Origin of the sequence: Aeromonas sp. 600774 (assembly GCF_049175075.1) — a bacterium.
Taxonomy (GTDB): domain Bacteria; phylum Pseudomonadota; class Gammaproteobacteria; order Enterobacterales; family Aeromonadaceae; genus Aeromonas; species Aeromonas veronii_A.
The window spans coordinates 54492-75003 of the sequence record NZ_JAAKUJ010000012.1 but is presented as its reverse complement, the minus strand read 5'-3'; the positions used below and the strand labels follow the sequence as shown (position 1 = coordinate 75003).

Genomic DNA, 20512 nt, shown 5'->3' with positions numbered 1-20512 from the left:
GTCAGAAGTGAGTGACCTGATAACCCGAGCTCACCATGTCCTTGCTTTGCATGATGAGGCCATAACTCAGCTTGTCATACACCTTGAACAACATAACCCTGGCAATCGCTTCTGAAGGGAGTGACTCCTTCTGGTTACCGCTGTAGAACACCTTGTCGTAGACAGAGGAAAGCTCCTTGTATTGCACTGCACCATTCTTGGTAACCAGAGCAGCACCGGGTCGTCTGACATCCAATACATCCCCGGCGACTAGCTGATCGCGGCCACCCCGGTTGATCAGCACCACATCAAACTTGCCACCGCCCCGGGTCTTGTTCGGCAAATCGATGATATAGCCCGGCGTGATGGCAGGTGCCGCTTTCGGTGTGAAGACGGCGGGCATGTTCTCTTGAGCCGGCAGCGGCATCACCTTGTCGCCCTGCAGCACTTCGCGCTGGTTATGAGTGAGGGTAACTTCAGTCCGATCGCCATCAAGACGCGCCACGGCCCGCACCACACCGGCAAAGATCGCCTCCTGGCCCAGCAGTTCACCGGTTTCGCGATCCTTGTAGACCACTCCGGGGTGATAAATGCCATAAACCTGCCCCGGCGTCAGGGAGCCCTGCACATAGAGGGTGTCCCCCTCCAGCATGCCGATATGTTTCTGATCCGACCCCAGCAGATAGGGCAAGGTTTTCTGCTGCTGGCTGTCAGCCAGAATATGGTCGGTTTGCAGGAAGGGGCCGATCTCGCTGATAGGCAGGGTCGGAATGGGGTTGGCCTTGTTCTCGTAACGGGTTTTCGGGCCGAGACGGATGACTTGCTTGCCACCCTGCATCGCCTTGCCGAGCCGGGGTTCACCATTGACCCAGCTCAGATGCAGTACATCACCGGGGTAGATCCAGTGAGGATTGGCAATCTGCGGATTGATGTTCCAGAGACGGGGCCAGAGCCAGGGCTCAGAGAGATATTTGCCGGAGATATCCCACAGGGTGTCACCTTTTTGCACTACATAGCTTTCGGGATAACCCGCTTTCAACCTCAGCTGATCGGCCAGAGCGGCTTGGCTCATAGTCACCATCAGGCAGGTGAGGATGGTTTGCTTCAGATACATAACACTCCCTGTTACCTCTGCACGCAAAGTGTTGCTGTTTTTTGTTGGCGTAAATGACTAGAATTACGCCAATATTGACTGCATTTATACGAAACTAAAGAAAAAACTATGGCCATTCTAGATGTATTGCGTTTCCCCGATGAGCGTCTGCGTACCGTCGCAGCCCCTGTCGAGACCTTTACACCCGAGTTACAACAAATTGTAGATGATATGTTCGAAACCATGTATGCGGAGGAGGGCATTGGCCTGGCCGCAACGCAGGTGGATATTCATCAACGCATCATAGTGATCGATGTCTCTGAAAACCGTGAAGATCCTCTGGTATTGATCAATCCGGAAGTGATCTCCCAGTGTGGCAGCACCGGCATTGAAGAGGGTTGCCTCTCCGTGCCCGGCAGCCGTGCTCTGGTACCGCGTGCCGAGCAGATCAAGATCCGCGCACTGGATCGCCACGGCAAACCATTTGAACTGGAAGCGGACGACCTGCTCGCCATCTGTATCCAGCACGAGATGGATCACCTGATGGGCAAGTTGTTCGTGGATTACCTGTCCCCGCTCAAGCGCCAGCGCATTCGCCAGAAGCTGGAAAAGATGGCCCGCGAAGATCGCAAAGTCCTCTGAGGATCTGCTCCATTGAATAAGCTGAAACTGATTTTTGCCGGTACTCCCGACTTCGCCGCCCGTCATCTGGCGGCGTTGTTGTCTTCCGACCATGAGGTCGTTGCCGTTTATACCCAGCCGGACAAGCCCGCTGGCCGTGGTCAGAAGCTCACTGCCAGTCCGGTAAAAGAGCTGGCACTGGCCCACAATCTACCGGTCTATCAACCGGCAACCCTGCGCAAGGAAGAGGCGCAAGCCGAACTGGCCGCCCTTGGTGCAGACCTGATGGTCGTGGTGGCCTATGGCCTGATCCTGCCCAAGGCGGTACTCGATACCCCGCGTCTGGGCTGCATCAACGTCCATGGCTCCCTGCTGCCGCGCTGGCGTGGCGCGGCACCGATCCAGCGCTCCATTTGGGCGGGCGATAGCGAAACCGGCGTCACCATCATGCAGATGGATGTGGGGCTGGATACCGGCGCAATGATCCGCAAGGTTAGCTGCCCCATCGCCGCCGACGAGACCTCCGCCAGCCTCTATGACAAGCTGGCCAAGCTGGGTCCGCAGGCTCTGGTCGACACCATCGATGCCATGGCTGCCGGTGAAACCGCTGCCGAGGCGCAAGATGATGCGCTGGCCAACTACGCCGAAAAGCTCTCCAAGGAAGAGGCCCGCATCGACTGGTCGATGGAGGCTGTTGCCATCGAGCGCTGTATCCGCTCGTTCAACCCCTGGCCCATCAGCTGGTTTGAAGTGGCTGACCAGACCGTCAAGGTATGGCAAGCCGCCGTCATTGACAGCGACCACGGCCAACCCGCCGGCACCCTGCTCAAGGCCGACAAGCAGGGGATCGATATCGCTACCGGCAAAGGGGTACTGCGCCTGCTGACCCTGCAACCGCCCGGCAAGAAGGCGATGTCTGTTTCGGATCTGCTCAACTCTCGCCGCGACTGGTTTGAACCCGGCACGCAATTGAATTGAACTGGATTGAATTGACACAAGCGGGGCCCAGGCCCCGACTTGCGCATCTAAGGTAACTCTATGAAAACACGTGCACAGGCCGCTCTCGTTATTCAACAGGTGCTGGATCAGGGCCAATCCCTCTCCGCTGTTCTGCCTGCTGCCCAGGAGAAGGTCGCGCCTCGCGATCGCGCTCTCCTGCAAGAACTCTGCTACGGCACCCTGCGCTGGCTGCCCCGCCTCGATGCGGCAGTTAACGAGATGATGGACAAGCCGCTCAAGAACAAGAGCCGCATTTTCCACTACCTCATTCTGGTCGGTCTCTATCAGCTCATCTACACCCGCATTCCGGCTCACGCCGCGGTGGCCGAGACCGTCAACGCCGTCAAACTGCTCAAGGGCACCTCCCTGCGTGGCCTCATCAACGGCGTGCTGCGCAACTTCCAGCGCAGCGCCGAAGTCATTCTGCTGCGTATCGACCGCGTTCCCAGCATTCGCCTCGGTCATCCGGAGTGGCTCACCAAGCGCCTGCGTCAGGCCTATCACGATGAGTGGGAATTCATCATGGAGGCGAACAACCAGCGCCCCCCCATGTGGATCCGCAACAACAGCCAGCGCCAGAGCCGCGATGCCATGCTGGCTCGCATGGCCGAAGCCGGCATCAATGCCGTGGCCGGTGAAGAGGGTGAGGATTGCATCCTGCTGGAGCGTCCTTGTGATGTGACCAAGCTGCCCGGCTTCGAAGTGGGTGACTGCTCGGTACAGGATGGTGCAGCACAACAGGCTGCCGCCCTGCTCGACCCGCAACCGGGCGAGTGGGTGCTGGATGCCTGCGCAGCCCCCGGCGGCAAGACTGCCCACCTGCTGGAGCGTCAGCCCGGGCTGGCTGGCGTGGTTGCCGTCGATGCCGACGAAAACCGCCTCAAGCGAGTGCAGGAGAACCTGGACCGCATCGGCCTGACGGCCAAGGTGATCCATGGCGATGCTGCGGCGCCGGAACAGTGGTGGCCGGAGGGTCAGTTTGACCGCATCCTGCTGGATGCCCCCTGCTCCGCCACCGGCGTTATCCGTCGCCACCCCGACATCAAGTGGTTGCGCCGGGATCAGGACATCCGCGAGCTGGCCGAGCTGCAACGCCGTATTCTGAGCGCCCTCTGGGGCAAGCTGAAGAGCGGCGGCACCCTGCTCTACGCCACCTGCTCCGTATTGCCGGAAGAGAACCGCGAACAGATCCGCACCTTCCTTGCCGCGACCAAAGATGCCAAATTGGTACCGTTGCACGAACAGGATACCCCGGACTGCCCGGGTCGCCAGTTCCTGCCGGGTGAAGCCGAGATGGATGGCTTCTACTACGCCAAACTGGTCAAGCTCTGAGCCGGGCATGACCAACCTCATTCGGGAGAGCCGCCAGATCCGTTCTGGCGCCCCCCTTTACAGCATCAACGTGAGTAAACGTTCCCTATGAAGATCATCATTTTGGGAGCCGGCCAGGTCGGCGGCACCCTGGCCGAGAACCTGGCCGGGGAGAACAACGACATCACCATCGTCGACACCGACAGCGAACGCCTGCGCGAACTGCAGGACAAGTTTGACCTGCGGGTGGTCAACGGTCATGGCGCCCACCCCAAGGTGCTGCGCGAAGCGGGGGCTCAGGATGCAGACATGCTGGTCGCCGTCACCAACAGTGACGAGACCAACATGATCGCCTGTCAGGTGGCCTACTCCCTGTTCAACACCCCGAACAAGGTCGCGCGGATCCGCTCGCCGGCCTATCTGACCGAGCGGGATCGCCTGTTCCTGCCAGAATCGGTGCCGGTGGATCACCTGATCGCGCCGGAGCAGCTGGTGACCGACTATGTGCGTCGCCTGATCGAATACCCGGGAGCTCTGCAAGTGGTTGATTTTGCAGGTGGCCGCGTCGGTCTGGTGGCGGTCAAGGCCTACTACGGTGGCCCGCTGGTGGGCAATGCTCTCTCCACCCTGCGCGAACACATGCCGAACATCGAGACCCGGGTAGCGGCCATCTTCCGTCAGGGCCGCCCGATCCGTCCGCAAGGCACCACCATCATCGAAGCGGATGACGAGGTCTTCTTCGTCGCCGCCGCGGGCCATATCCGTGCCGTGATGTCTGAACTGCAGCGCCTCGAGAGCCCCTACCGCCGCATCATGATCGTCGGTGGCGGCAACATTGGCGCAGGCCTCGCCCGTCAGCTGGAGAAGCGTTACAGCGTCAAGCTTATCGAGCGCAACCAGAAGCGGGCGGAGCAGCTCTCCGAACTGCTGGAGAACACCATCGTCTTCTGCGGCGATGCGGCGGATCAGGAGCTGCTGGCCGAGGAACACATCGACCAGATCGATGTCTTCATCGCCGTGACCAACGAGGACGAGGCCAACATCATGTCGGCGCTGCTCGCCAAGAAGATGGGCGCCAAGAAGACCATGGTGCTGATCCAGCGCGGCGCCTACGTGGATCTGGTGCAGGGTGGCTCTATCGATATCGCCATCTCGCCGCAGCAGGCCACCATCTCGGCCCTGCTTACCCACGTGCGCCGGGCAGATATCGCCAACGTCTACAGCTTGCGCCGCGGTGCTGCCGAGGCGATCGAGGCGATTGCCCACGGTGACGAAAACACCTCCAAGGTGGTCGGCAAGACGGTAGGCGAGCTCAAGCTGCCGCCGGGCACTACTATCGGTGCCGTGGTGCGCGGGGATGAAGTGCTGATCGCCCACGATCGCACCAAGATCCAGCAGGATGACCATGTCGTCATGTTCCTGGTGGACAAAAAGTACATCCCGGAAGTGGAGCGGCTGTTCCAGCCAAGCCCCTTCTTCCTGTAACGTCTTCATGCGCACAGGCTGTCAAATCAGACCCGGCTCAGCTCCCCCAAGGGGATGGTCCGGGTCTTTTGTTAATCAACGACCAGGTTATCGAACATGATCAAGCTGCGTCCCATTATCTTCACCCTCGGGCTGGTGCTCTCCAAGCTGGCGCTCTTCATGTGGCTACCCACCTTGCTGGCACTGCTCACCGGGTCAGAGGGATTTGTCGAGTTTCTCAAGTCCGTGCTGATCACCCACGGCGCCGCCCTGCTCTGCCTCCACTACGGCCGCAAGGCGGAGTTTCATCTGGGGGTGCGGGAGATGTTCCTGCTCACCACCTCGGTCTGGGTGGTTGCCTGCGCCTTCGGCGCCCTGCCGTTTGTTTTCATCACCCACATCAACTTCACCGACGCCTACTTCGAGACTATGTCGGGGGTGACCACCACAGGCTCTACCGTGCTCTCCGGCCTCGACAACATGGCCCACAGCATCCTGTTGTGGCGTTCCATCCTGCAGTGGCTGGGCGGAGTCGGCTTTATCGTGATGGCGGTTGCCGTGCTGCCCTACCTCAACGTCGGCGGCATGAAGCTGTTCCAGACCGAGAGCTCGGACTGGTCGGATAAAAGTGCGCCACGGGCCAAGACGGTCGCCAACAACATCGTCGTGGTCTATCTGGTGCTCTCCATGCTCTGCTTCATGGCCTACTGGGCCAGCGGCATGAACATGTTCGAGGCGATCAACCACGCCATGACCACCCTCAGTACCGGCGGCTACTCCACCTCCGATCAATCCATGTCCCACTTCTCCAACTCGGCACACTGGATTGGTACCCTGTTCATGTTCCTCGGCGGCCTGCCCTTCCTGCTCTATGTGCAAAGCCTCAACCATAGGGACTACAGCCTGCTCAAGGATGCCCAAGTGCGCGGCTTCTTCTGGCTGGTTGTGTGGGTCACCGTCATCATGACCTTCTATCTGTGGGAGAGAGATCTGTTCGGCTTCTGGGATGCCTTGCGCATCAGCTGCTTCAACATCGTCTCGGTGCTCACCACCACCGGCTACGGCCTTGGTGACTTCGGCACTTGGGGGCCGCTCGCCACCATCCTCTTCATCGTGCTGCTGGCTCTTGGGGCCTGCTCCGGCTCCACTGCGGGCGGCCTCAAGATCTTCCGGGTACAGGTGGCCTTTGCCCTGTTCAAGAAGCAGATGCGCCAACTGATGCACCCTTCCGGCGTATTTCCCCAGAAGTACAACGGCCGGACGGTCAATGATGCAATCATCCGCTCGATGATCTCCTTCGTGCTGGCCTACTTCGCCATCATTCTGGTGATAGCTGCACTGTTGGGCGCCATCGGGCTCGATCCCCTGACGGCCATCTCCAGCTCCATCACCGCCGTTGCCAACGTCGGCCCGGGCATGGGCCCGGTGGTCGGCCCCAGCACCAACTTTGCCAGCCTGCCGGAATCGGCCAAATGGCTGCTGTCGTTCGGTATGTTGCTGGGACGACTGGAGATACTGACGGTCGCCGTGCTCTTCTTCCCCTCCTTCTGGCGCCAGTAATTCCTCACTGCAAGCCAGCAAAAAGCCGCAGCGTTCATCCGCTGCGGCTTTTTTATCTCCCCCATCCCCACGACTTTCGTTCGCCGCTTATCTGCCCACTCATCATCCATTGCTGATGGCCTGAACGAGCTCATCAGGATGGCCAGAGTGGATCACAAGCATAAAAAAACGGGCCCAAACCAGAAGTTTGGGCCCGTTTATCAGTGAACCGTCAGCGGCCGCAAGAGCTGCCGAGACTCAGCACATGGGATTAACCGCGGCCAGAGCGCTTGCGATCCAGCTCGGTCAGCAATTTCTTGCGGATACGGATGTTCTTCGGAGTGACTTCTACCAGTTCGTCGTTGTCGATGAACTCGAGAGCCTGTTCCAGAGTCATGCGGATTGGCGGAGTCAGCACTTGAGCTTCGTCGGTACCGGAGGCACGCATGTTGGTCAGCTGTTTGCCCTTCAGGCAGTTAACAGTCAGGTCGTTGGAACGGGAGTGAATACCGATCACCTGGCCTTCGTACACTTCGGTTGCGTGACCGATGAACAGACGACCGCGGTCTTGCAGACCGAACAGGGCGTAGGTCAGGGCCTTACCGGTTGCGTTGGAGATCAGCACGCCGTTCTGACGCTCGCCGATGCTGCCACCCTTGTGCGGACCGTAATGGTCGAAGGTGTGGTAGAGCAGACCGGTACCGGAGGTCATGGTCATGAACTCGGTCTGGAAGCCGATCAGGCCACGGCTCGGGATCATGAAGTCCAGGCGGACACGACCCTTGCCATCCGGGGTCATGTTGGTCATTTCGCCTTTACGCAGACCCAGTTGCTCCATCACGGAACCCTGGTGCGCTTCTTCAACGTCCACAGTTACGGTTTCGAACGGTTCTTGCAGAACACCATCAACGGTACGCAGGATTACTTCCGGACGAGACACAGCCAGTTCGTAACCTTCGCGACGCATGTTTTCGATCAGGATGGATAGGTGCAGTTCACCACGACCGGATACACGGAACTTGTCCGGATCATCAGTCTCTTCCACGCGCAGGGCCACGTTGTGGACCAGCTCCTGGTTCAGACGCTCCAGAATGTTGCGGGAGGTCACGAACTTGCCCTCTTTACCGGCGAACGGTGAAGTGTTGACCTGGAAGGTCATGTTCACGGTCGGCTCGTCAACGGAGAGCGGCGGCAGGGCTTCAACGGCACCGTTGTCACAGATGGTGTCGGAGATTTTCAGCTCGCCCAGACCGGTGATAGCGATGATGTCACCCGCTTGCGCGTCGGCAACTTCAGTACGGGACAGACCCAGGTAACCCAGCACCTGACCGACTTTACCATTACGGGTCTTGCCGTCAGCACCAACGATGGTGACTTGCTGGTTGGTCTTGACGCGACCACGAGTGATGCGGCCGATACCGATAACGCCCACGTAGGAGTTGTAGTCCAGCTGGGAGATCTGCATCTGGAAACCACCTTCGGCATCAGCCTTCGGCGCTTCAACGTTGTCAACGATGGCCTGGAACAGCGGCTCCATGTTTTCGGACTCGACGTCCTGATCCATGGTGGCCCAACCGTTCAGTGCAGAGGCGTAAACAACTTTGAAATCCAGCTGTTCGTCAGTCGCGCCCAGGTTGTCGAACAGGTCGAATACCTGATCCATTACCCAGTCAGGACGAGCACCCGGACGGTCAACCTTGTTGATGACCACGATCGGCTTCAGACCCTGAGCGAACGCTTTCTGGGTCACGAAACGGGTTTGCGGCATCGGGCCGTCTACGGCGTCAACCAGCAGCAGCACGGAGTCAACCATGGACAGTACGCGCTCTACTTCACCACCGAAGTCGGCGTGACCCGGGGTATCAACGATGTTGATGCGGTAGTCATTCCAGCGGATCGCAGTGTTCTTGGCGAGAATGGTGATGCCACGTTCCCGTTCCAGATCATTGGAGTCCATGATCCGTTCCTGGCCTTCCGTGGAGCGGTCCAGGGTGCCGGACTGCTGCAGCAGCTTATCAACCAGAGTCGTTTTGCCGTGGTCAACGTGCGCAATAATCGCAATATTGCGTAAATTCTCTAACATTCTCGCCTCAATCACCGGGTAAAATTGGGCGCTAATTGTACTCTTGCCTTTGTGATCTGCCTAGCAGAATTGCAGTACATTCGCGCATAACAACAGATCTGGATCATAGACCTCTCTGACAAACCCTGCTTAGATGGGCGGTGACCGTATTTCGCGCACCATTACAGTGCACCAAAACGATCCACCATCGCACTAAATTGATGCAACGCGAGTCGAGATCGCCTGATTTTGGGGAGCCTCTTCAGCGAGATTGCCCTGAAATCAAGCTGTCACAAACTTGGCACGATACTGGCTTATGTGAATACGACGACGCATTCACCCAGAGAGTTTTAACACCGGAGGTTACTTAGCATGTCAGCCCAGAACGTTTTGGCCCTGATCCAGGAACACGAAGTCAAGTTTGTTGATCTGCGCTTTACCGACACCAAGGGTAAAGAGCAGCATGTATCCATCCCTGCTCACCAGGTTGATGAAGATTTCTTCGAAGACGGCAAGATGTTCGATGGTTCCTCCATCGGCGGCTGGAAGGGCATCAACGAATCCGACATGGTACTGATGCCGGACGCAGCCTCCGCCAAGCTGGACCCGTTCACCGAAGAGACCACCCTGAACATCGTTTGTGACGTGCTGGAGCCTGCCACCATGCAGGGCTACGACCGCGATCCGCGCTCCATCGCCAAGCGTGCAGAAGATTTCCTGAAGTCCAGCGGCATCGCTGACACCGTGCTGTTCGGGCCGGAGCCGGAATTCTTCATGTTCGACAACATTACCTTCTCCAACACCATGGGCCACAGCTTCGTGAAAATCGAATCTGAAGAAGCCGCATGGAACTCCGGCACTGCCTATGAGCATGGCAACAAGGGTCACCGTCCGTTCGTGAAAGGCGGTTACTTCCCGGTTGCACCGGTCGACTCCTCCCAGGATATCCGCGCCGCCATGTGTCTGGTGCTGGAAGAGATGGGCCAGGTCGTTGAAGCTCACCACCACGAAGTGGCCACTGCCGGTCAGAACGAAATCGCAACCCGCTTCAACACTCTTACGCTGAAAGCTGACGAAGTGCAGGTGCTGAAGTACGTGATCCACAACGTGGCCCACGCCTACAACAAGACCGTTACCTTCATGCCGAAACCCATGTTCGGTGACAACGGCTCCGGCATGCACTGCCACCAGTCTCTGGCCAAGAACGGCGTCAACCTGTTCGCTGGCGACCTGTATGGCGGTCTGTCCGAGATGGCGCTGCACTACATCGGCGGTATCATCAAGCACGCCAAGGCCATCAACGCCTTCGCCAACCCGACCACCAACTCCTACAAGCGTCTGGTTCCGGGTTATGAAGCACCGGTCATGCTGGCCTACTCTGCCCGCAACCGCTCTGCCTCCATCCGTATCCCGGTGGTACCGAGCCCGAAAGCCCGTCGTATCGAAGTGCGCTTCCCGGATCCGGCTGCCAACCCGTACCTTGCCTTCGCTGCCCAGCTGATGGCCGGTCTGGACGGTATCATCAACAAGATCCATCCGGGCGATGCCATGGACAAGAACTTGTATGACCTGCCGCCGGAAGAAGCCGCAGAAGTGCCGACCGTTGCCGGTTCTCTGGACGAAGCCCTGGCCGCTCTGGATGCTGACCGCGAGTTCCTGACCCGTGGCGGCGTGTTCAGCGATGACTTCATCAACTCCTATCTGGAACTGAAACAGCAGGATGTTGACCGTGTGCGCATGACTCCGCACCCGCTGGAGTTCGAACTGTACTACTCCGTCTAAATCGCAGCAGACAGCCCATTTAGATTGGGTCAGCTTGCCGAATCGTGACAAAACCCGCCAGATGGCGGGTTTTTTCTCTGATAGGATTAAGCAAAATACCGTCAAGGAGAGACGAATGAACAAGATACATGGCATAGGAGCAATTACCCTCCTGTTACTGACCTCCTTCAGTACTCATGCGGCCAAGGTCTACTCTTGGGTCGATGGCAATGGCATTACCCACTACACGGATGCCCCTCCTCCCGGCAAAAACGTAAAGGAGGTGGATCTGCGGGCTGCCCCCCTGCTGGGTAGCGCCCCCAGCTCGGTGCAGGTGGATAACTTCAACAGCCTGACTGGCGCAGACACCAAGAAGGAGCAGGAGGCGGCCAAACTGGTGATCGAGCTGCTCTCCCCTGAACAGGGCAGCACCCTGCGCGACAACACTGGCAATATCGTCTTTCAGGGTCAAATCAGCCCCAAACCGCCAACCCAGTATGATGTGCGCCTGACTCTGGATGGCAAGGCAGCCCCCATCGTTAGCAACAGCCTCTCTATCCGGGTCGAAAATGTCGATCGCGGTGCCCACGAGGCCCAGCTCGAACTGCTCGCCAAAGACGGTACGATCCTTGCTAAATCGACTCCAGTCACCTTTTACCTGCATAGAGCAAGCGTGGATCCGGCTCCCAAACCCACCCCCAAAGCCAACCAGGGGTGATATAGCGCACCGATGCGGGTAAACTCAATGCACCATATCGGTGCATTGCAGGTGCACAGCACCGTTTTAGGGAGAAACCTGTGCCAACCCGCTCGGACAATGCCAAAACACTCTTGGATAATTTGCTGACCGCCGTGATCCTGATGGATGAACGGCTCTGCATCCAGTTCGTCAATCCCGCCGCCGAGCAGCTGCTCTCTCTCAGTGAACGACGGCTGATCGGCATCGAACTGCCCCATCTGCTGGAACATATCTCCCTCGACCTGCAACGACTGAAACAGTGCCTCGTTTCAGGGCAGGGCTTTACCGATAGCGAAGTGACTCTGGTGGTAGAGGGAGAACCGCGGTTGGTAGAGCTGAGTGCAACTCCCATGGCCGACCACGAGCAGCGCCTGCTGGTCGTGGAGCTGCGCAAGATCGACCAGCAGAAAAAGATCAGTCAGGAGCAGCAGCAGCATGCCCAGCAGCTGGCAGCCAAAGAGCTGGTGCGCGGTCTCGCCCACGAAATCAAGAATCCCCTCGGCGGCCTGCGCGGCGCGGCCCAGTTGCTGCAAAAGGAGCTGCCAGATCCGGCGCTTCGCGAATATACCGGCATCATCATTGAACAGGCCGACCGGCTACGGGTTCTGGTCGATCGGCTGCTCGGCCCCCAGCGCCCCGGCCGTCACCAGATGCACAATGTCCATTCGGTGCTGGAGCAGGTACGCCGACTGGTGGAGCTGGAGCTGCCACCGACGGTGCGCATAGAACGGGATTACGACCCCAGCATCCCCGAATTCGAGATGGAGCCGGATCAGCTGCAGCAGGCGTTTCTCAACATAGTGCGCAACGCCGCCGAAGCGCTGGGCGATCAGACCGGGCTTATCCGCATCAAGACTCGCACTGCGTTCCAGATCACCATCCACGGTCAGCGTTACCGGCTGGCGGCGGAGATCAAGATCATCGACAACGGCCCCGGTATTCCCGATGCCATCCGCGACACCCTGTTCTATCCCATGATCACCGGCAAAGAGGGCGGCACCGGGCTTGGCCTCTCCATCGCCCAGAACCTGATCGACCAGCACAAGGGGAAAATCGACTGCATCAGCTGGCCGGGCCACACCGAATTCACCATTTTTCTACCGCTTCGCAAGTAAGGGAACACCATGACAGCCAAAGTGTGGATCGTCGACGATGACAGCTCTATCCGCTGGGTGCTGGAACGCACCCTAGGCAGCGAAGGTTTCAACTGCGAGAGCTTTGCCGATGGCGAAGCACTGCTGCACGCCCTTGAGCTGCGTTCGCCCGATGTCATCCTTTCCGATATCCGGATGCCGGGTATCGACGGACTGAGCCTGCTGGAGCAGATCCACCGCCGTCAGGCCGATCTGCCCATCATCATCATGACCGCCCACTCGGATCTCGACAGCGCGGTCAACGCCTACCAGCGCGGCGCCTTCGAGTACCTGCCCAAGCCGTTCGACATCGACGAGGCGGTAACGCTGGTGCGCCGCGCCGAGAATCACCTCAAAGAGCAGCGAACCAAGCGCAAGTCTCGTCAGCAAGAGTCCACAGCCACTCCCGAGATCATCGGTGAAGCGCCGGCGATGCAGGAGGTGTTCCGCGCCATCGGCCGCCTGTCGCGATCCAGCATCTCGGTGCTGATCAACGGCCAAAGCGGTACCGGCAAGGAGCTGGTCGCCCACGCCCTGCACAAACACAGCCCGCGCGCCCACAAGAACTTTATCGCCCTCAACATGGCGGCTATCCCGAAAGATCTCATCGAATCCGAGCTGTTCGGTCACGAGAAGGGGGCTTTCACCGGCGCCAACAACATCCGCCACGGCCGCTTCGAGCAGGCCGACGGCGGCACCCTGTTTCTCGACGAGATCGGCGACATGCCGCTTGATGTGCAAACCCGGCTGTTGCGGGTCTTGGCCGATGGCCAGTTCTACCGGGTAGGCGGCCACCAGCCGGTACAGGTGGATGTACGGATCATCGCCGCCACCCACCAGAATCTGGAGAAACGGGTCGCCGATGGCGAGTTTCGCGAGGATCTGTTCCACCGCCTCAACGTCATCCGCATTCATATTCCCGCCCTCAAGGAGCGCCGTGAGGATATTCCCCAGCTGGCCCGTCATTTCCTGCTGCGCGCCGCCAAGGAGCTGAACGTGGAGGCCAAGAGCCTGCACCCGGATACCCAGGCCTATATCAGCCGCCTGCCCTGGCCGGGTAACGTGCGCCAGCTGGAAAACGTCTGCCGCTGGCTCACTGTGATGGCCTCCGGGCAGGAGGTGCTGGTGAGCGATCTTCCCCCCGAGCTGCTTACCCCCATCACCCACAACGCCGAGCCCGGCCAACCGGCGTTGCCCGGTTGCTGGCAGCAACAGTTGCAGGAGTGGGTAGCCAGCAAGCTGGCGCTGGGAGAGACCGACATCCTGGCCGATGCCATGCCCCAGTTCGAACGGATCATGCTGGAGACGGCGCTGGAGCACACCCATGGCCACAAGCAGGAGGCGGCCCGTCTGCTTGGCTGGGGTCGCAACACCCTCACCCGCAAGCTGAAGGAACTCGATCTCTCCTGAGTCCCTGGGAAAAACGATTCCCATCACGCCTTGATAAATCACCGACCAATAAGACCCCGTTTGCCAGCAAACGGGGTATCTTTTTTGAAAGCCCCGCCTAGAATGGCAGGCGTTCAAACCCGACTCGAAGAAGGCGCCATCATGATTGACAGATCTCTCCCCCTGACCGACCTGCACCGCCATCTGGACGGCAACATCCGTCCGCAGACCATCCTCGAGCTGGGTCGCCAACACAATATCCAGCTGCCCGCCTTCGAGCTGGAGGCGCTGCGCCCCCACGTACAGATCGTCGAGAACGAGCCAAGTCTGGTCGCCTTCCTGAAGAAGCTGGACTGGGGTGTTGCCGTGCTGGCCGACTACGACGCCTGCCGCCGGGTTGCCTACGAAAACGTGGAAGATCTGCTGCGCGCCGGTATCGACTATGCCGAGCTGCGCTTCAGCCCGGCCTATATGGCGATGGCCCACAAGCTGCACCCGCAGGGTGTGGTGGAAGCCATCATCGACGGCGTGGCCGCGGGCAGCCGTGACTTCGGCATCAAGGCCAATCTGATCGGCATCATGAGCCGCACCTTCGGCACCGATCAATGCAATCAGGAGCTGGCCGCCTGTCTGGCCCACCGCGACAAGCTGGTCGCCATCGATCTGGCCGGTGACGAGCTGGGCTTCCCGGGGGAACTCTTTGTCGACCACTTCCACAAGGTGCGCGATGCAGGCATGCGCGTCACCGTACACGCTGGTGAAGCCGCTGGCCCCGAAAGCATTTGGCAGGCCATTCGCGAGCTGGGTGCCGAGCGTATCGGCCACGGTGTCAAAGCGATTCAGGATCCGGCCCTGATGGCCTATCTGGCCGAGTACCGCATCGGCATCGAATCCTGCCTCACCTCCAACGTCCAGACCACCACGGTGGCGAGCCTGACAGAACACCCGATCCGCCAGTTCCTGGCTGCCGGCGTGCTGGCTTGCCTCAACACCGACGACCCGGCGGTGGAAGGGATCGACCTGCCCCACGAATATGAAGTGGCCGCTCCGGCCGCCGGCATGACCGCCAGCGAAATCCGCACCGCCCAGCAGAACGGCCTGACCCTGGCCTTCCTGAGCGATAGCGAGAAAGCCGAACTGGGCGCCCGCGCCGCCTGCCGCTGATTAACATCGGTATTGCAAATAAAAACGGCCCACTTCGGTGGGCCGTTTGCTTTGCGGATTTCTGATGATGAGTCAGCAGTGGGCGAGCTGGCAGATAGCAAAAGGCCCAAACCGGGTTTGGGCCTTTTGCGGATGGCGATGCAGGGGAAAACTACTCCCGCTCCTTATCACGCTCCAGCGCCCGCTCAACCAGGGGCTCGGGCAGGCTCTTGGTCACCTCCACCCCCAGCTCGCGGAAACGCTCGACCTGAGCGATCAGGTTGCCACGGCCGTTGACCAGCCGTCCCATCGCCTTGTCGTAGCTCTCCTGCGCCTTGTGCAGGCTGCCGCCCATCTGCTGCATCTCCTCGACAAACAGCCGCAGCTTTTCGTAGAGGCGACCGGCCCGCTCGGCGATCTGGCGAGCATTCTGGTTCTGCCGCTCGTAGCGCCACAGGTTCTCGATGGTGCGCAGCGCCACCATGAGATTGGTTGGGCTCACCAGCAGGATATTGTTGTCGAGACCGTAACGCACCAGCGATGGATCGGCCTCCATCGCGGTGAGGAAGGCGGGCTCCACCGCCACGAACATCAGCACATAGTCGAGGGTACGCACCCCGGGCAACTGCTGGTAATCCTTGCGACCCAGCTCGCGGATATGATTGCGCACCGAGGCGACGTGCTCTTTCAGCGCCACCGCCTTCTCCAGCTCGTCATCGGCGTTGTACCAGCGCTCGTAGGCGGTCAGCGACACCTTGGCGTCGATGATGATGTCTTTCTCTTGCGGCAGATGAACGATGACATCGGGCTGGTAGCGCTTGCCCTTCTCCACCTCGATATTGACCTGGGTGTGGTATTCGTGACCTTCGCGCAGACCGCACTCGCTGAGGATCCGCGCCAGCACCACTTCCCCCCAGTTGCCCTGCTGCTTGCTGTCGCCCTTGAGGGCTCTGGTCAGTGCCGCGGCCTCTTCGGTCATGCGGGCATTGAGCTCGGCGAGACGCTCCAGCTCGAACTTGAGACTGTGGCGCTGGGCCGTCTCCTGAGCATGGGTCTCCCCCACCTGACGGCGAAAGCCCTCGAGCTGCTCCTTGAGCGGAGTAAGCAGCAGATCGAGACTGTTTTGGTTCAATTCGCGGAAGTTGCCGGAGTTTTGCTCGAAGATTCGGTTGGCAAGGTTCTCGAACTGCTGGCTGAGGCGCTGCTCAGCCTCCTGTTGCAGTTGCAGCTTCTCGGCGGCGGCCAGCCGTTCGCTGCGCAGGGTTGCTTCCGCATCCTTGAGACGGGCGGTGAGTTTGATGAGCAGGGTCTGCTGCTGATCCAGCTTCTGCTGCCCCTGTTGACGCTCATCCTGCAACTCGTCAAAACGCTCCTGCAGCGCCTGATAACGCTCCTGTGTCAGCAGCAGCTCCTGAGCCTGCGCCGTGCTGCTGCGCCGGCCAATCAGCCAGCCAAGTCCGAGAGCCAAAAGGACCGCGGGCAGCAGGATGATCCAGAGTCCGGGGTCGATCATTTGCGGCTCCGCTGACGCAGGAAGAGTTCGAGATAGCGGTTAACCAAGACCCAGAGCACCACATAGAGAAGGTAAGCGGCCAGCACCACCCACTTGTGGCTGTTGACCCCGGTATCGAGCTCGGCGAACTCGATGCCCTTGATGCGGCAGTAGCCCCACATCAGCAGGGGAAAGATATAGAGCAGGGACGCACGCCAGAGAAATAGCCACATATGTTTTCATTCAACCACGTAAAAAGACCCGCCTAGCTTACACAAGGGCAACAGCCCTTGCGATCCTGGCGGCCGCTATTCTCTGGCCTGCTTGCCGAAACTTCGATAAAATTAACCCCTAATAGGTATCAGGGGCGAGCATGACTCACTATTTCCTCCGTTGGCTGACACAAGGTTGGCAAGCTTCCCGCAAGCCCGCCGTGGTTTGCCATGAAGCGCGCCCGCCGTGGGCCATCGAGGAGTCCCAGTACCTCTCCCTCTGCAGCCGCTGCGGCGAGTGTTTCAAGGCCTGCCCGCGCGGTCTGCTCAAACCGGCCAGCCAGCCCGAATACGACGACACCCCGATCTCCGGTACGCCGGTGCTCGACCTCTCATGCGGTCAGTGCAGCTACTGCGGCAGCTGCGCCAGAGCCTGTCCGACCGGAGCACTCGACTTGCAACTGGGCCGTCAGGTGCAGACCCGGGTCCAGATCGAGGAGAGCTGTCAGGCACGGCAGGGCTTCTACTGCCTGCTCTGTGAAGATGCCTGCCCCCAGCAGGCGATCAAGGCCACCGCCGACGGCATCAACGTCAATATGGATGCCTGCAATGGCTGCGGTGCCTGCGGCCTAGCCTGTCTGCACGGCGCCATCACCCTGATCCGCCAGCCGGGTAGTCGCTGAAAAGCAAAAGGGGCCAGCTGGCCCCTTTTGCTTTTATATCTGTTCTTGTTTTCTGCCGGTCAGGCCATCGCCAGAATGGACTCCTGCTCAATGCCCAGCAGGTGACAGAGACGGGTCGGATCGCGCACCGCATCGGCCAGGGTGTACTCACCCAGCACTTCGAGGAAGGCGTTCATGGCGCGGCGCAGGATGCCCTGAATGCGGCAGCCGCCGGAGAGACGGCAGTTCTCACGCTTGCAGTCGACCGGACAGAGCACATGCTCCATGTCCATCACCACATCGCGCAGGTTGATGGAGACTGCGGAGCGACCGAGCCGGATACCGCCATGCTTGCCACGCACCGTCTCGATGTACCCCTTGATGCCAAGCTGGTGCACTATCTTGACCACGTGGTTGCGAGAGATGCCGAAGGTATCGGCCACTTCGGTAATGGTCGACAGGCGATCGCCCGGCTGCACCGCCAGGAAGGTCAGGGTACGCAGGGCGTAGTCGGTAAATCGTGTCAGTTGCATGGTCGCACTTGCCTCTTACTACAAGCCAGGAATCAGGACGACAACATTGAGCTAAGAGGCAGGAGACAACCGGTTTGCCTCTGTCCACCAGAGGGGGCCTGTCTCTTAATCTGAGTTGCGGAGTGACAAGGTTAAGAGCAGCACAACCGGGTGTCGATGAAGATGCACATAAATCGACACTTTCTTTGATTGATCGCAAACTTGCCGGGTTAGCCCGGCGTTTGCCCGCTTTATGGCGGGTAAATCACCCTAACCGAGCCCTTCGCCAAGCCCCTTCGATCTGCAGCTATATGGCCCGCACTCCGCCCCTCAATCGGCTGGCAGAGAGGTTGCTCAATGAGGCTGTTTCAGCCAGTTTTTCAGCGCGACCGAGGGGATCGAGCTCTCGGAGGCGACGGCAAACGCCCCCCAGTCCACCGCGCACTGCAACGCATCCTTGATTGCCATACCCCGTGCCAGACCATGGATCAAGCCGCCAGCGAAGGCATCCCCTGCTCCCGTGGTATCGACCACCGAGACAGGCCGGGCGGCGACCCTGATCTGCTCCTCGCCATGGATGGCCACAGCACCTGCCTTACCTTCAGTCAACACCAGCCACTCGAGCTGCTCCCCCGCCAGCTGGCGGGCATGCAGCCAGGGATCGCTCACCTCGCCGAGATCGGAACGGGAGGCCACCAGCACGTGGCAGGGACGGCGCGCTTGCCCACCCTTGGGATACTGGGCCACCACAAAGCTCTTGCCGAGCATCTGGCGCATGTAACTGATGATGGCGGTGCCGGGATAGTTCACATAGAGGCAATCCACCCCCTCCAGCGGCACATCGCCGGGCAGATCGGGACGTCGCGGGCGGCGCAGTATGGTGCGCTCGCCGGTGGAGTCCACCAGGATCAGCAGCTCGCCGGTCTCGCCGCCAAATCGTTCCACATGGCTGCAATCCAGCCCGTAACCGGCCGCCTGCTCCAGCAACCAGTCGCCGGTCTCGTCCAGCCCGATGCGGGAGGCGATGGTCACCTCATGACCCGCCCACACCAGCCCGATGCCGGTGTTGGCGGCGCCGCCGCCCAACCTGCGCCCCTGATCCACATATTGCAGCCGGGCCCCCGCCACCAGCGGTTCGGAGAGGGAGAGCACATGATCACAGTTGAGATTGGCAAGCAGCAGAATGCGGGACATAGAGACCTCGGACGATGGAGATAGCCCAAAAGAGACAGGCTGAACCCCGAGTAGAGCTCAGCCTGACAGAAGAGACAACCGGCAGCGATCGGGAATCCGATCGGGATCAATAGATGGGCAGCTCCACCCCGGCCAGCAGCTCGTCGATGCGAGCCTGAGTTGGCTGTTGCATCACGCTCTGGATCACCTCCTTGGTGAGGTGGGGCGAGAAGGAGCTGATGAAGTCATACATGTAGTTCTGCAGCAGAATGCTCTTGCTGAAGCAGATCTGCGCCGGGCAGGGCTTGAACAGGTGCTCCAGATTGATGGAGACCAGCCCGGGGCTGTCGGTGTCGTTGGCCACCAGCGAGGAGATGATGCCGATGCCAAAGCCCAACTCCACGTAGCGCTTGATCACCCCGGCATCCATCACCGTCATGTAGTAGCTCGGGGTCAGTCCCGCCGCCTGAAACACCTCATCCTGCACCTGACGACCGGTGGCTCCGCTCTCGTAACTGAGGATGGGGTAGTGGCAGAGCTGCTCCAGCGTCGGCTTCTTCACCTTGGCCAGAGGGTGATCCTGCGGCACCACCAGAGAGAGGGTCCAGAGGTAGGCGGGCAGCGCGATCAGCTCCTTGTCGAAGCCAATTTCGTGGGCAACGATGGAGAAATCGGAGTAACCCTTGCTGATCTGCTCCTTGCTCGCCGACATCACCGGATGGAGGTGGAACGAGATCTTGGGGTACTTCTTGGTGAAGTAGGTAACCGATTTGGGCAGCAGATAGCGGGCGATGGTGTGGGTAGTGTGGATGTTGAGGGTGCCCACGGTCGGATCCAGATACTCGCGGGAGATCGCCTTGATCTTGCTCTCGATATTGAGCATCGCCTCGGCGCACTTGATGATCTCCTCACCCACTGGGGTGATGCGGTGCAGATGCTTGCCACGGCGCTCGAAGATCCGCACCCCCAGCTCGCTCTCCAGCAGGCCGATCTGCTTGCTGACCCCGGGCTGGCTGGTATAGAGCGCATCGGATGCCACCGAGACGTTGAGGTTGTGGTCCCGGATCGCGATCAAGTACTTCAATTGCTGTAGTTTCAAGGCTTCACCCTCTCAAGCTGGTGCGGCGATCACGCCAGACAAACAGGCCGCCACAAAGGGCGGCCAGTGTATCATCCGATCCCGACATCGCAGCGCTTGATCCTTCATTTTGCTACAAAATCTAGCACC

18 protein-coding genes are annotated in these 20512 nt (G+C 59.8%); 11 read left to right on the top strand and 7 right to left on the bottom strand.

Going from position 1 to position 20512, the window contains the following annotated elements; translation table 11 throughout:
- Position 1: 1 nt before the first annotated feature.
- The gene (locus G5171_RS14190; protein ID WP_337073272.1) at positions 2–1093 is read right to left on the bottom strand and encodes a LysM peptidoglycan-binding domain-containing protein; all 1092 of its coding nucleotides are present in this window, start codon (positions 1091–1093) and stop codon (positions 2–4) included.
- Positions 1094–1201: 108 nt separating this feature from the next.
- On the opposite strand from G5171_RS14190, the gene def reads away from it, so the two are divergent.
- From def to G5171_RS14165, 5 genes are all read left to right on the top strand, one after another.
- Positions 1202–1714 carry a peptide deformylase gene (def, locus tag G5171_RS14185; RefSeq protein ID WP_005341960.1) on the top strand — a complete coding sequence of 171 codons (513 nt, stop codon included), beginning with the start codon at positions 1202–1204 and terminating at the stop codon, positions 1712–1714.
- 12 nt (positions 1715–1726) lie between these two features.
- Positions 1727–2671: a methionyl-tRNA formyltransferase gene (gene fmt, locus G5171_RS14180; protein ID WP_236347849.1), complete on the top strand. Its 945-nt coding sequence runs from the start codon at positions 1727–1729 to the stop codon at positions 2669–2671.
- 60 nt (positions 2672–2731) lie between these two features.
- Positions 2732–4024: a 16S rRNA (cytosine(967)-C(5))-methyltransferase RsmB gene (rsmB, locus tag G5171_RS14175; protein WP_421250919.1), complete on the top strand. Its 1293-nt coding sequence runs from the start codon at positions 2732–2734 to the stop codon at positions 4022–4024.
- Between the two features lie 87 nt (positions 4025–4111).
- On the top strand, positions 4112–5488 hold the full coding sequence (gene trkA / locus G5171_RS14170; protein WP_005339689.1) for a Trk system potassium transporter TrkA: 1377 nt from the start codon (positions 4112–4114) through the stop codon (positions 5486–5488).
- A 96-nt stretch (positions 5489–5584) separates the two neighbouring features.
- Positions 5585–7027: a TrkH family potassium uptake protein gene (locus tag G5171_RS14165; RefSeq protein ID WP_421250920.1), complete on the top strand. Its 1443-nt coding sequence runs from the start codon at positions 5585–5587 to the stop codon at positions 7025–7027.
- Positions 7028–7277: 250 nt separating this feature from the next.
- Here G5171_RS14165 and typA read toward each other — a convergent pair whose 3' ends face one another.
- On the bottom strand, positions 7278–9089 hold the full coding sequence (gene typA, locus G5171_RS14160) for a translational GTPase TypA (RefSeq protein WP_201981586.1): 1812 nt from the start codon (positions 9087–9089) through the stop codon (positions 7278–7280).
- A 351-nt stretch (positions 9090–9440) separates the two neighbouring features.
- Between typA and glnA the strand changes: the two genes are divergently transcribed.
- The 5 genes from glnA (at position 9441) to add (ending at position 15254) form a co-directional block, all read left to right on the top strand.
- Positions 9441–10850, top strand: a complete 1410-nt coding sequence (glnA, locus tag G5171_RS14155; RefSeq protein WP_005339672.1) for a glutamate--ammonia ligase — start codon at positions 9441–9443, stop codon at positions 10848–10850.
- A 115-nt stretch (positions 10851–10965) separates the two neighbouring features.
- Positions 10966–11547 carry a DUF4124 domain-containing protein gene (locus G5171_RS14150; protein WP_421260343.1) on the top strand — a complete coding sequence of 194 codons (582 nt, stop codon included), beginning with the start codon at positions 10966–10968 and terminating at the stop codon, positions 11545–11547.
- 80 nt (positions 11548–11627) lie between these two features.
- On the top strand, positions 11628–12683 hold the full coding sequence (glnL, locus tag G5171_RS14145) for a nitrogen regulation protein NR(II) (RefSeq protein ID WP_043850701.1): 1056 nt from the start codon (positions 11628–11630) through the stop codon (positions 12681–12683).
- A 9-nt stretch (positions 12684–12692) separates the two neighbouring features.
- A complete protein-coding gene (glnG, locus tag G5171_RS14140) occupies positions 12693–14111 on the top strand; it encodes a nitrogen regulation protein NR(I) (RefSeq protein WP_043850700.1) in 1419 nt (472 codons plus the stop codon).
- 141 nt (positions 14112–14252) lie between these two features.
- Positions 14253–15254: an adenosine deaminase gene (gene add / locus G5171_RS14135; RefSeq protein ID WP_421250922.1), complete on the top strand. Its 1002-nt coding sequence runs from the start codon at positions 14253–14255 to the stop codon at positions 15252–15254.
- Positions 15255–15405: 151 nt separating this feature from the next.
- Here the strand turns inward: add and rmuC are convergent, their stop codons facing one another.
- Positions 15406–16746 (bottom strand): DNA recombination protein RmuC, encoded by a 1341-nt coding sequence (gene rmuC / locus G5171_RS14130; protein WP_421250923.1) that lies wholly within the window; start codon positions 16744–16746, stop codon positions 15406–15408.
- Positions 16743–16958, bottom strand: coding sequence for a hypothetical protein (locus G5171_RS14125; protein WP_216979893.1), 216 nt, complete (start codon positions 16956–16958; stop codon positions 16743–16745). The genes rmuC and G5171_RS14125 overlap by 4 nt, the downstream gene beginning before the upstream one ends.
- Positions 16959–17098: 140 nt before the next feature.
- On the opposite strand from G5171_RS14125, the gene G5171_RS14120 reads away from it, so the two are divergent.
- Positions 17099–17620: a ferredoxin-type protein NapF gene (locus tag G5171_RS14120; RefSeq protein WP_216979892.1), complete on the top strand. Its 522-nt coding sequence runs from the start codon at positions 17099–17101 to the stop codon at positions 17618–17620.
- A gap of 59 nt (positions 17621–17679) precedes the next feature.
- On the opposite strand, the gene G5171_RS14115 is transcribed toward G5171_RS14120, so the two are convergent.
- From G5171_RS14115 to G5171_RS14105, 3 genes are all read right to left on the bottom strand, one after another.
- Positions 17680–18132: an Rrf2 family transcriptional regulator gene (locus G5171_RS14115; protein WP_005341983.1), complete on the bottom strand. Its 453-nt coding sequence runs from the start codon at positions 18130–18132 to the stop codon at positions 17680–17682.
- 333 nt (positions 18133–18465) lie between these two features.
- Positions 18466–19305 carry a PfkB family carbohydrate kinase gene (locus G5171_RS14110; protein WP_421260342.1) on the bottom strand — a complete coding sequence of 280 codons (840 nt, stop codon included), beginning with the start codon at positions 19303–19305 and terminating at the stop codon, positions 18466–18468.
- Between the two features lie 106 nt (positions 19306–19411).
- Positions 19412–20383: a LysR substrate-binding domain-containing protein gene (locus G5171_RS14105; protein WP_033114758.1), complete on the bottom strand. Its 972-nt coding sequence runs from the start codon at positions 20381–20383 to the stop codon at positions 19412–19414.
- Between the last annotated feature and the right edge of the window lie 129 nt (positions 20384–20512).